Origin of the sequence: Marinitoga lauensis, assembly GCF_004135675.1 — a bacterium.
Lineage (GTDB): Bacteria > Thermotogota > Thermotogae > Petrotogales > Petrotogaceae > Marinitoga > Marinitoga lauensis.
The window spans coordinates 293,748-305,609 of sequence record NZ_QHLX01000005.1 but is presented as its reverse complement, the minus strand read 5'-3'; the positions used below and the strand labels follow the sequence as shown (position 1 = coordinate 305,609).

Annotated in this window: 11 protein-coding genes and 1 pseudogene; 6 read left to right on the top strand and 6 right to left on the bottom strand. The window is 26.7% G+C overall.

Features of this window, described 5'->3' with window-relative positions:
* Positions 1–58: 58 nt before the first annotated feature.
* From DJ007_RS20400 to DJ007_RS10650, 4 genes and pseudogenes are all read right to left on the bottom strand, one after another.
* Entirely contained in the window at positions 59–433 is a 375-nt protein-coding gene (locus tag DJ007_RS20400) for a metallophosphoesterase family protein (protein WP_129409543.1), read from the bottom strand.
* Between the two features lie 371 nt (positions 434–804).
* Positions 805–1,363, bottom strand: a pseudogene (locus DJ007_RS10660) (thymidine kinase).
* Positions 1,363–2,637: a ComEC/Rec2 family competence protein gene (locus DJ007_RS10655; RefSeq protein ID WP_129409528.1), complete on the bottom strand. Its 1,275-nt coding sequence runs from the start codon at positions 2,635–2,637 to the stop codon at positions 1,363–1,365. Before DJ007_RS10655 ends, DJ007_RS10660 begins: the two are co-directional and overlap by 1 nt.
* A complete protein-coding gene (locus DJ007_RS10650; protein ID WP_129409527.1) occupies positions 2,637–3,848 on the bottom strand; it encodes a 2,3-bisphosphoglycerate-independent phosphoglycerate mutase in 1,212 nt (403 codons plus the stop codon). The genes DJ007_RS10655 and DJ007_RS10650 overlap by 1 nt, the downstream gene beginning before the upstream one ends.
* 151 nt (positions 3,849–3,999) lie before the next feature.
* On the opposite strand from DJ007_RS10650, the gene DJ007_RS10645 reads away from it, so the two are divergent.
* On the top strand, positions 4,000–4,653 hold the full coding sequence (locus tag DJ007_RS10645) for an HAD family hydrolase (RefSeq protein WP_129409526.1): 654 nt from the start codon (positions 4,000–4,002) through the stop codon (positions 4,651–4,653).
* Here DJ007_RS10645 and DJ007_RS10640 read toward each other — a convergent pair.
* Positions 4,648–5,418, bottom strand: coding sequence for a Rossmann-like domain-containing protein (locus DJ007_RS10640; RefSeq protein WP_129409525.1), 771 nt, complete (start codon positions 5,416–5,418; stop codon positions 4,648–4,650). The genes DJ007_RS10645 and DJ007_RS10640 overlap by 6 nt on opposite strands.
* A 161-nt stretch (positions 5,419–5,579) precedes the next feature.
* Between DJ007_RS10640 and DJ007_RS16195 the strand changes: the two genes are divergently transcribed.
* The 4 genes from DJ007_RS16195 to DJ007_RS10625 all read left to right on the top strand — a co-directional run bounded on the left by DJ007_RS16195 (position 5,580) and on the right by DJ007_RS10625 (position 8,981).
* On the top strand, positions 5,580–6,518 hold the full coding sequence (locus DJ007_RS16195) for a GAF domain-containing protein (RefSeq protein ID WP_129409524.1): 939 nt from the start codon (positions 5,580–5,582) through the stop codon (positions 6,516–6,518).
* A 281-nt stretch (positions 6,519–6,799) separates the two neighbouring features.
* Complete coding sequence (gene dnaA / locus DJ007_RS10630; protein WP_240739508.1) at positions 6,800–7,990, top strand: chromosomal replication initiator protein DnaA; 1,191 nt, start codon at positions 6,800–6,802, stop codon at positions 7,988–7,990.
* On the top strand, positions 7,987–8,166 hold the full coding sequence (locus DJ007_RS18010; protein WP_240739507.1) for a hypothetical protein: 180 nt from the start codon (positions 7,987–7,989) through the stop codon (positions 8,164–8,166). Before dnaA ends, DJ007_RS18010 begins: the two co-directional genes overlap by 4 nt.
* 50 nt (positions 8,167–8,216) lie before the next feature.
* A complete protein-coding gene (locus DJ007_RS10625) occupies positions 8,217–8,981 on the top strand; it encodes an SLC13 family permease (RefSeq protein WP_165974123.1) in 765 nt (254 codons plus the stop codon).
* 330 nt (positions 8,982–9,311) lie between these two features.
* Here DJ007_RS10625 and cysK read toward each other — a convergent pair whose 3' ends face one another.
* Positions 9,312–10,169, bottom strand: coding sequence for a cysteine synthase A (gene cysK, locus DJ007_RS10620; protein WP_129409522.1), 858 nt, complete (start codon positions 10,167–10,169; stop codon positions 9,312–9,314).
* A 187-nt stretch (positions 10,170–10,356) separates the two neighbouring features.
* On the opposite strand from cysK, the gene DJ007_RS10615 reads away from it, so the two are divergent.
* The gene (locus tag DJ007_RS10615; RefSeq protein WP_165974122.1) at positions 10,357–11,826 is read left to right on the top strand and encodes an FGGY family carbohydrate kinase; all 1,470 of its coding nucleotides are present in this window, start codon (positions 10,357–10,359) and stop codon (positions 11,824–11,826) included.
* Positions 11,827–11,862: the final 36 nt, after the last annotated feature.

Genomic DNA, 11,862 nt, shown 5'->3' with positions numbered 1-11,862 from the left:
ACTTCATCTATAACTACTCCTTGATATGGAATTCCATAGAAATTTATATCCTCTATTTTTATTGGAGTAAATATATATTTCTCATTTTCTTTCTTAAACTCAGAACCATTACCAGACCTTTATTTTCAAGATATTTTATCCATGAATCTTCATGAGTATATATTTTGTCGTGATTCCCTTCAATAAGTAATGTTTTTATATTATTATTTCTTAGCTTTTCAAGTATCTTTTCTGTTTTAAATAAAATATCTGGTAATAACGAACTTCTATCAAATAAGTCTCCCGCTATAATGAAAACATCTATCTTTTTTTCTATTGCTATATCTACAATGTATTCAGCAGCATTAAAATAATCTTCATATCTAATATTTGAATATTCTCCAATTCCACCAACAGGTCTTCTTCCTAAATGCCAATCAGATGTATGTAGTATTTCAAAAAATCACTCCTACTAAGTTTTATATAATTATTTCATTTTTTCTATATTTTTATTATAACATAATTATTTTATTCACAAATAATAGCTTAATTCTAAGATCAATTCTGTTTTATCTCTTTCAAATGTCTTTTATATTCACTATTTTAGAAGCCAATTTCTCGAGTCTATTTTCAGGTTTCCTTTATTTATACTGGTTTTAGAAATTTGTTATTTTTTAAATAGGTCCGGATTTAAATTTTATTGCATTTGTTTAAATGCTCCCGGACCTATTTGAATTCTTTTGCTTTTACAATCAATGTTTTAGAATTTAACAATATTTCGATTTCGTTAATTGAATTTGATGAATTTTTGTATGTGCAATTTTATTATTTTTCTTTTTCATTAAGTAATTTTTCATAACAGTCTCTACACACTGCTATGTATTTTCAAATCCTCCTACATCGATTTCAGAACCATTTCCTACTATTTTAAAGATATTGTGCCATTATATTCACCACATTCATGACAAACTGCCTTTTTCTTTATTATTTCATCTGCATATGCAGATAATAATATTGTTGTTTTAAAAGGATTATTTTTATATGTTAAATCCAATCCTGAACAATAAACATTTATTCCTTTTTTAATTAAATCTAATATTACATCTTTCAATTCTTCGTCGAAAAATTGAACTTCATCTACAAATACGGCTTTTTCATCAAAATCTAAATATTTATACATTTCTTTAGATTTTTTTATAGGTACTGCTTCAACCTTTGTTCCTGTATGTGATACTACATACTCTGATGAATATCTGTCATCTATTATAGGCTTAAATACTTTTATTTTTTTTCTACCTAATGTATATATTTCGATAAAAGATATAAGTTCCGAAGTTTTTCCAGAATACATTGGACCTACTATTAAAATGAATTTTCCAGACATTATAATTCCTCCTTGATCGAATATTTTTTATGTATAATATAATGAAAAATTATTAATAAAAAGAAAGATAGGATATAAAAAACTATACTTAATTTTACATTCAAATGTATATAAGGTATATAATTGCTTATATATCTTAAAAAGGTTTTTATTAATTCTATATAAGTATTTATCATTTTATTTAATATATCAGGCATTTGAAACAAGAGAAATAATATCGATATTCCCATTAAAGAGTAAGTTATAGGAACAAAGATTATACTCATCAAAGGACTTATTATTGAAAATCCTTTAAAGAATAATATACTCCATGGAAGGACTGCAAGAAATGCTGAAAATGATATAATAAGCGGATTTTTTGTATATTCTATAATTAATAATATCGATAACGCAGCAGAATAACTCATTAAAAATCCTGGAGAAAAAACAACAGTTGGATTATACAATATATTTGTTACACCTACAAGACCTAATAAGTTTTTTGAATCTATATTTAAACCCAAAATTTTTGTCAATTCAATTAGCGAAATAAGCATTACTGCTCGTGTTGCAGAATCTGAAAAACCAGTTGTGATTAGATAAAAAAACAAAAATATTATTGTTAACATTCTTCTATAGATTATGTATATTGTGGTTTGTGAATATAAAAAGTATAATGCAAGATATATTATATAAACATGAAAACCCGATACAGCAAACAGATGTAATAATCCTGTATTTCTGAAATTTTCTGCATTTTTCCCTCTTAATCCTCCAAAAATGACAGAAAATAATATTTCATTATTGTTATATGAAAAATTTTTATATAATCTTTTCTTAAAGAAACCTCTTAATGAATATATTGATTTTTTTGATGAGTTAGCCATGTGTTTAGTTTCGAAATTATCATTGAATTTTTTGCCTACTATATAAACTTTATTACCTATTTTAAAAGGATCGGTTGTGTAATTGTTATATGAAAAATATAATTTTTCATTTGTTTTTTTCCATGAAGTATCGTAATATTTTTCTGATTTTATTATATAGAAATTGTTTGTTTTATCTATTATTGTACCTAATATACCAACTTCTAAATTTGATGGTATGGTGTGAAAATTTAAAGTGTTTAAGAATATCATAGATAGAATTAAAACGAAAAAAAATCTTGTCTTTAGTTTATATTTAAAGCCAAAAAAGACTACAGCCATAAAAATTATGGCTGTAGTCATCATTTTTGCTTTTATAATAAGAATTAATACTATGGAACTAAAAAATAAATTTACAAAAAATGGCATTATGCTCCAAATTTTTCCAATTTTCTTGCATTACCCATTAACAGGCTCATTAAATCAACAGCATATATTGTTCCCATGGACCCTCTAGCTGCTTCAAATTCATCGAATGTTTTTGATAATCCAGCTCTTGTATATGGTGATTTAATCATGAATGGAACTGGATGCCAACTATGTCCGCTAATTGCTACAGGAGTTGAATGATCTCCTGTTACTACTAATACATCAGGATTTAATTCTAATAATTTTGGTAATGCTTCATCTACCATTTCTATTACATGTACTTTTGCATCGAAATTTCCATCTTCGCCATATGAATCAGTTTTTTTAATATGTACATAGAAGAAATCATATTCGTCCCAATGTTTTTTCAATGTTTCAAATTCATCAGCTGGAGTTTCACCATCAACTTCTAAAATATCCATTCCAACTAATTTAGCTAACCCTTTATACATTGGATATACTGCTATAGCTGCTGCTCTCATTTTGTATACTTCCGGGAATTTTGGAATATTTGGATATTTTGAAAACCCTCTAATTAAAGCAAAGTTTATTTTTGGTTCATCTTTTAATACTTCTTTAATTTGTTTCATCAATTTGGTGAATATTTCTGCCGTCTTTTCTGCTTCTGGATGTGTTGCATGTGCCCATTTTATTGGCAATCCTTCTTTTTGTGGATCAGCATCTTCAATTCTATCATCTAACCCTTCACCTGTTAGTTTTACAACAAATCTGTGTTCTTTTCCAGGATAAAACTGCACTTTAACTCCATCGATTTCTTTGATATTTTCATTTAATTTTTCAACTATTTTCTTTGATTCTTCTGTTGCTGGTCTTCCTGCTCTTCTATCAACTACTATATCTCCATCAATAGTAGCGAAGTTACCTCTTGCAACAACATCCTTTTCTCCTACTTCTACATCAATACCCAATGCTTCTAATATACCTCTACCAATTTGATATTTTATAGGATCATATCCAAATAATCCTAAATGTCCTGGTCCAGATCCTGGTGTAATACCTGGTAACACTGGAATTGTTTGACCTAAATCAGATTCTGTAGCAACTTTGTCTAAATTTGGAGTTTTAGCAGCCTGTAATGGTGTTTTTCCATTAACAACTGTATCTCCAATACCGTCCATTACTAACATTACTATTTTTGAATCTGTTTTGGTAATTAATTTTTGCAAAAATTCCTGTCTGTCTACATACATTTTACTCCCTCCCCAGTTAAAGTTATTTCGTTATAATTATAGCATAGTTTGATATGAAGTATATAATAATTTAGTAAATTTTTAGATAATTGATATGATATAATTAAAATGAACAATATATTAATTGAACAACTTTTTCTGGAGGTGTTTTATGATAAAAGGTGTTATTTTTGATTTGTATGGTACTTTAATAAATGCTAATCATCTATTTTTACCTATCGCAGAAATTATTTCAAAAGAAGTTAATATTTTGGTTGAAAAGTTAGAAATAAAAATTAGAGAAACATATAATAAAATTTTTAAAGATTACCATTTAAAACCTTTTAAGGCAGAAAGAGAATATTACAAAAAAATGTTTAATGAATTAAAACCTATTTTAGGCTTAAAAAATTCTGCAGAATGGTATATAGAAGAAATGTATAAAACGTTTATTAATTTAAAGCCATATGATGATGTAGATTATTTAAATGAAATTAAAAAGAAAGGTTTATTAATAGGAATTTTGTCTAATGCAGATGATGATTTTGTTATTCCTGCTTTAGAGAAAAAAACTTTTCCATATGATTATCTTTTTACATCTTATTCTACAAAATTATATAAACCAGATCCAAAAATATTCGAGTATGCTTTGAATAAAATGCAATTAAACAAAGAAGAGGTTATTTTTGTTGGAGACAATTATAATGTTGATATTATTGGAGGAATTAATTTTGGAATAAAATCGATATTAATAAAAAGATGGAATCAGAATATTGAATATCCTGATTCCATTTACTCGTTGAGAGAATTAGATAAGTATTTATAATACTAAATTTACTTTGCGCGCAGCTCCACTTCTAAATAAAGTTCTGGTGCCTGCGCCTTTTTTTATTAAATCAAATAATTTTTCTGAATCTTCTATGTACGAACCAGATAATATTTTTACTGGAAAAACATCTTCTACCATTATTGTTGATGGTCCAGCAATTGCAACCCTATCCGTATTCACATAATTTAATATATAATCTATTGTTCCATTTACTATTGTTGTTCCTGTAATAATTACAGCAGTACATTTAGGTAACATTTCAATAATAGCCCAATCTGGCAATATTTGATCATGTCTTCTTTGCCTATCAAATATTAAAACATCCCATACTTTTGGTCTTAATGCATCTACAAATGGAGTTATTTCACCTACTATACCTACAATATCCTTTTTATTAAATTCCATTAATTTTAATGTGTCTCCATTAACAAATCTTTCAGGATTTTTGTTAAATACAGCATTAACTGCTGCATATGATACTGACCTTAACAATGGATCTCCTGAGAACATACCAACTTCTAATAAATCCTTTACTTTCATACCCACTTCTGCCTTACTTTCAGGTTTTCCATCTAACCCCATACATTTGTAAAATTCTTCACATTTCCCTAAAGTATCTTCTCGGTTTGTCGCTACAAAACCTGTTCTTCCATCACTTAATTTAACAGCAGTCTCTCCAATACCAATTACAAAATCTTCGATAAAAATGTCATCAGTAATATTTTCTAATACTTTATTATACAATTTTTTTGCTATAGTCAAATTAATCCCCCAATATTAAATTTCAAAAACATTATACTACTTTTAAAATTATTAAGCAAATATAATCTAAAAATATTTGTAAGAAATAAATGGTAAAATAATCATATATTTAGCAATCTCTCAATTTTTTATATAATAACAAAATCTCGAGGAGGGATAATATGAGAAGTATTTTACAGGACTTAACTCCAGAATTTTTAAAAATACTAAACAAAGACAAAATTTATTGGTTTGAAGGATGGCAAGAGTATAAACAAAACAGGCCCAAAATTGTTAGGGAATATGAAAAACAAGAAAATTTAAACGATGAAAAAATAAAAGAAATATTAGCTAAGATTAGAAGAAAAGATTTTGATATGTTTAAGCAGGATTGGGAAAATAATTTTCTAGAAATAAAAAAAGAAATGGTTATGAAATTATCCAGAAATGCTGAACATTTTCAATTGAAAAGAGGAGATTTTGTAGTTTATATAATGGGACTTTTAGGATTAAATTCACATTATTATATTGAAACATATTATGGTACTGTAATTTTGATTGATAACTTTTATCATTTTTTAAATAAGAAAGATATCAAAAAAACTATTGAAGAAGCAATTTTAAATTTTATCAATAATACTCCAATTAATCCCAAAAAAGCTCTTTTTGCTAAATTACTCTCACAAATAGAAAAATACATATATGATAATAATGACAAAGATAGGGTTATGAAAAAAATTGTTGAGACTTTATATAAAAATGTTGATTATTATAACTGGGTTGGATTTTATTTAACTGATGAAAACGATAAAAATATGTTAAATTTAGGTCACTATCTAGGAGAACCCACTGAGCATGTGAAAATCCCATTTGGAAGCGGTATTTGTGGGCAAGCTGCTTCTACAAAAAATACCTTTGTAGTACAAGATGTCACAAAAGAAACAAATTATTTATCTTGTAGTGAAAAAACAAAATCTGAAATAGTTGTTCCAATATTGGATAATGATGGAAATGTATTTGGAGAGCTAGATATAGACAGTCATAAATTAGAACCTTTTACTATAGAAGACTCCCAATTTTTAGAAGAAATTATTAATTTATTTGTTAAAAAATTTCTTTAATTTTATTAATTTTATTTTTTTAACCTATTCACAAAATCGAGAATAAAAGCTCATTTAATAGAAATATTTCTTAATGAAAGTAAAAAAATATTAAAATGGTTAAATTTAGGATTATGCTAAAATCCTTTTTTTATGGTATTTATGTTTATTTAATTCTTTTGTTCACTAAGTTTTAAATCTCAACAAAGTTCATAAAAATTTTTCTTGATTATATATGTTAAATCTGATATTCTATATAATGCTAAACATTCTTTTTATTTTTTTGGTCAGGGGTAATTGGTGTGACTAACGAAGAGTTATTAGAACTACTTAAAGCCAGGATTAATCACAATACATGGGAACAATGGTTTACCTCTGCCCAAATATTAGATATTCAGGAAAAAAAAGTAATAATAGGTATTGGAAATCTATTTGTTAAAGATTTTATTGCTAGAAAATATGGTTCATTGGTTTCCAATACTTTATCTGATATTCTTTCTAGAAAGATAACTGCAGAATTTACTTTTATACCTGCCGATCAATCAACCAAGAAAAAAGCAGGTCCGTTGATAAAAGAAAGACCTTTAAAATTATCTGATTTTAATCCTGAATATACATTCAATAGTTTCGTGATTGGTGAAGCGAATAGGGTTGCTTATTATTCAGCTTTAGAGGTTGCCAATAATCCAGGAAAATATAATCCATTATTCATATACGGCGATGTTGCATTAGGAAAAACTCACCTTTTACACGCTATTGGAAATCATTTAATGGAAAATTCACCTGATTTAAAAGTGATGTACGTAACTGCAGAAGAGTTTATGAATGATTTAATGAAATCATTAAGAGAAGAAAAGATGGATGATTTTAGAGAAAGGTATAGAAAAAAGATTGATATTTTACTTATTGATGATGTTCAGTTCTTGATAGGTAAGGATATGGCTCAAGGTGAATTATTTCATACTTTTAATACATTATTTAACTTAGGAAAACAAATAATTATTTGTTCTGATAGAACACCTGAGGAACTCGCTACTTTTCATCCGAGATTGATTAGCAGGTTTGAAATGGGTTTGGTAGTAAATGTTGATGAACCTGATAAAAAAACAAAATTAAAAATTGCTAAAAAAATGGCAGAGATGAGTTCTTTATACTTATCAGATGATGTTGTTAGTTATTTAGTTGAAAACATCGACAATAATTTAAGAAGATTGAGAGGATTGATTTTAAATCTATTTTTCCATAGTAAGGTTACTGGTGAAAAGGTTAATATAGAAACAGTTAAAAAATTATACAGTTCTTTAAAAGCTCACAAGAAAAACATTCCTCAAACAAAAGAAACATTACGAGTTTTAAAGAAAAATTTAATTCTAGAAGCTGTAATCAAAGAATATAATTTAACTCGAGAACAATTGTTTAGTCCTACCAGGAAAAAAGAAATATCAGAAGCACGTCAAATCCTTTCTTTTATGCTTAAAAATTATGGAAGATGAAAGTTAAAGATATTTCCAACTTTATAGGAAAAAATCATTCTACAATTAGCCAATCTATAAAAAAAATAGAGAAGGAATTAACAGGTGGTAATTTAATATTAAAAAGAAGGATTGACGAAATAAGAAGACAATTTGAAGAAGCTGAAAAAATACAGGCTGCAGAAAATGTAAGTTAACTCGGTATCTATTTAAGATACCGAGTTTTAAATTATTAGGAGGTTTTATTGTGTTTTCTTTAATAAAAAAGTTTTTCTATAAAGATAAACAACTTTTTATTCTTACATCTCTTTTAATAATTTTATCTTTTTTCTTTCATCCTGATTATAATAAATTTTTGAATTATATTGAATGGAAAACTATATTTTTTCTATCTGGATTACTGATAATTACATCTTCAATGAAAAAAAGTAATTATTTTTATTATTTAGCGGAACATATTTCAAATAAAATTCATGATAAAAGAAAGCTTTCATATTTTCTTATTCTTTTATCATCATTATTAGCAATGTTTTTAACAAATGATATCGCTTTGTTTTTAATTGTTCCATTTACCATTGAACTAAAAAAAATAATGAATTTAGATTTTACAAAAATCATATTATTAGAAATTTTAAGTGTAAATGTGGGCTCTTCTCTTACACCTATAGGTAATCCCCAAAATGTTTTTTTATGGCATCATTTTAATATTAATTTTTTCAAATTTATTTTAACGATGTTCCCTGTTTTTTGTTTTCAATTATTGCTATTATTTATATTCTCTTTTTTTATAATTAAAAAACAAAACATAGAATTGAATTTATCTGAAGAATCTTATAACAAATGGAGTTTTTACATATCTTTACTATTATTAGTAATGTTTATTATTATTTCAAAAACACATTATTTCATTCCATTTTTTATTTTTATATTTATCTATTACATTTTTTCGAATAAAAAGATTATTTTCGACTCAGATTGGAATTTGATTATTACTTTTATACTTTTTTCATAAACTTTGGCATTATTTCAAATCTTAATTTTGTAAATAAATTAATAGATATGATTGATTTAAATAACAAATTAAAATTATTTTCTTTTAGTATTTTTTTATCTCAGATTATAAGCAACGTTCCATCAACTATTTTTATCACTCATTTTAGTAGTAATTGGAGAATAATCAGTTATGGTGTGAATATTGGCGGGCTGGATTTATTATTGGCTCATTAGCAAATATTATAGGGTTAAGATTAGCCAAAATTGAAAATGGTGTTATTCAATTTCATAAACTTTCTTTTCCATTTCTTATTATTTCATTTATTTTTATCGGATTATACATATTAATTTAAAACAAACTTAAATATTTATCTCCTGAATCTGGTGCCACTGTCACTATTTTTTTATCTGGGTATTTTTTAGCTAATTTTATAGCTGCTAATATATTTGCAGCAGATGAAACTCCAACAAATAATCCTTCTTTATTTGCCAGTATATCAATCATTTCAAATGCTTCCTCATCTTTTATAGTTATAATTTCATCTAATATTGATACATCTAAATTTTTTGGAATAAACCCAGCTCCAATACCTTGAATTTTATGTTTTCCTGGATTTTTTCCTGATATTACCGCAGAATTTTCTGGTTCAACAGCAATAATTTTTATTTTATCTTTTAAAAATTGTTTTAAACATTTGCCAACACCTGTAATGGTTCCACCCGTTCCAACACCTGCTACAAAAATATCTAAATTGTAATCCATTTGTTTTAATATTTCTGGACCTGTTGTTAATTCATGAGCTAACACATTTGCAGGATTTTCAAATTGATTGGGCATAAAAGCATTTAACTCATTTTTTATTTCTAATGCTTTTTCTATAGATCCTTTCATTCCTTCTTCGGCAGGTGTTAATACCAGCTCAGCTCCATATTTTTTTAATATCTTTCTTCTCTCAACACTCATACTTTCTGGCATTGTAAGAATAACTTTATATCCTTTAAAACTTCCAATTGCTGCAAGTGCAATTCCAGTATTTCCACTTGTTGGTTCAACAATAACTTTTTGATTTTCATTTAATTTTCCATTAATCTCTGCTGATCTAATCATAAAATATGCTGCTCTGTCTTTTACGCTATTAGTTATATTATTTTTTTCTAATTTAACAAATACTTTATTTGGGTCTATAACCTTAGAAAGTGTTATTATTGGGTATTTCCTATTCCTCTATCGAACATTTTTATTCCTCCTTATGAAATTAATCACAAATTATTTAAATAGACAATTTTTATCTGATTTTATTATATCAAATAAGATAAAAAAAGTCAAGTTAAGAAATAAAAAATACTATATATATGATATAATATTATATAATAAACTTATCAGGGGGATTTGTATGGCATATTATTTAGCTATTGACGAAGGAACAAGTAGTACCAGAACTCTTTTATTTGATGAAAATTTTAATTTAATTGATTATGTTCAAAAAGAACTTAATATGTATTATCCTCAACCTGGTTGGGTAGAACAGGATGCTGAGGAATTATACGAAAAAACTGAAAAAACAATGATAGAAGTATTAGAAAAAAATAATATAACCTGGAATGAGGTAATTGGAATTGGAATTACCAATCAAAGAGAAACTGTAATTGCATGGGATAAGAATACTGGAAAACCATTATATAACGCTATTGTTTGGCAATGTAGAAGAAGTGCTGATATTTTAAATAGATTTCCGGTTAGTTTTTGGAATGATGCAAGAAGAAAAACAGGTTTAGTAAAAGATCCTTATTTTTCCGGATCAAAAATTGTATGGTTATTAGAAAATTCAGATGATGTTAAGCAAGCCTATAATAATGGAACTTTAAAGGTAGGTACAATAGAGTCATGGTTGGCTTTTAAACTTTCTGGGAAACATGTTAGTGATGTTTCTAATGCTTCAAGAACACAATTAATGAATATTCATACTTTAGAGTGGGATGAAGATATACTGAATACATTTGGTATTAAAAGAGAAATATTACCAGAAATAGTAAATACTTCTATTGAAGATGGAATAGAAACAAAATTCGGACCTAAGATTTATGGTATGATCGGTGATCAACAATCTGCTTTATTCGGTCAAAGAGCTTTTGAAATTGGTGATGCTAAATGTACTTATGGAACAGGAGCTTTTGTTTTAATGAATTCTGGAAATACACCTCCAAAACCTCATCCAGGTTTATTAACTTCAGTTGGATGGAAGATCAATAATGAGACCATTTATTCTTTAGAAGGCAGCATTTTCACTGTAGGTGCATTTTTCAAATGGTTAAAAGATATTAATATTATAGACGAATATGAAGATTTAGAAAAATATTCTAAAGATCATGATAACGGTGGTGTTTACATTGTACCTGCATTAAGCGGTTTGGGATCTCCATATTGGGATTCTGATGCCAGAGGATTGATTATTGGCTTAACCAGAGGAACAAAAAAAGGAAATATCCTAAGAGCTGCATTAGAATCAATTGCTTTCAGTGTAAGGGAAGTTATAGATTCTATGCAAGAAGCCGTATGGACAAAAATAAAAAAAATGAATGTTGATGGTGGTGCAACAAAAAATAAATTATTAATGGAAATACAAAGCAATCTTATCAATGCAGAGATTTTTGTACCTGAATTTCAGGAAATTACTGCATTAGGAGCTGCATTTATGGCAGCAATTGGTTCAAAAAATATTTCTATTAATGACATAAAAAGTTTGCATTTTTCAGGTATAAAGATATTGCCTAAGAACTCTGATTTAGAAAAACAATATTATATCTGGAAGGAGGCCGTTTTAAGATCAAGAGGCTGGATAAAATCAATGAATATAAACTTTTAGAATTATCAAAAATAATAGCAGAAAAATCATTCCCTG

Bases quoted from the DNA above. Each gene is read 5' to 3' on its own strand.
- DJ007_RS10655 (WP_129409528.1), bottom strand. From the start codon at position 2,637: ATGCCATTTTTTGTAAATTTATTTTTTAGTTCCATAGTATTAATTCTT.
- DJ007_RS16195 (WP_129409524.1), top strand. From the start codon at position 5,580: ATGAGAAGTATTTTACAGGACTTAACTCCAGAATTTTTAAAAATACTA.
- DJ007_RS10650 (WP_129409527.1), bottom strand. From the start codon at position 3,848: ATGTATGTAGACAGACAGGAATTTTTGCAAAAATTAATTACCAAAACA.
- DJ007_RS10645 (WP_129409526.1), top strand. From the start codon at position 4,000: ATGATAAAAGGTGTTATTTTTGATTTGTATGGTACTTTAATAAATGCT.
- DJ007_RS10615 (WP_165974122.1), top strand. From the start codon at position 10,357: ATGGCATATTATTTAGCTATTGACGAAGGAACAAGTAGTACCAGAACT.
- DJ007_RS18010 (WP_240739507.1), top strand. From the start codon at position 7,987: ATGAAAGTTAAAGATATTTCCAACTTTATAGGAAAAAATCATTCTACA.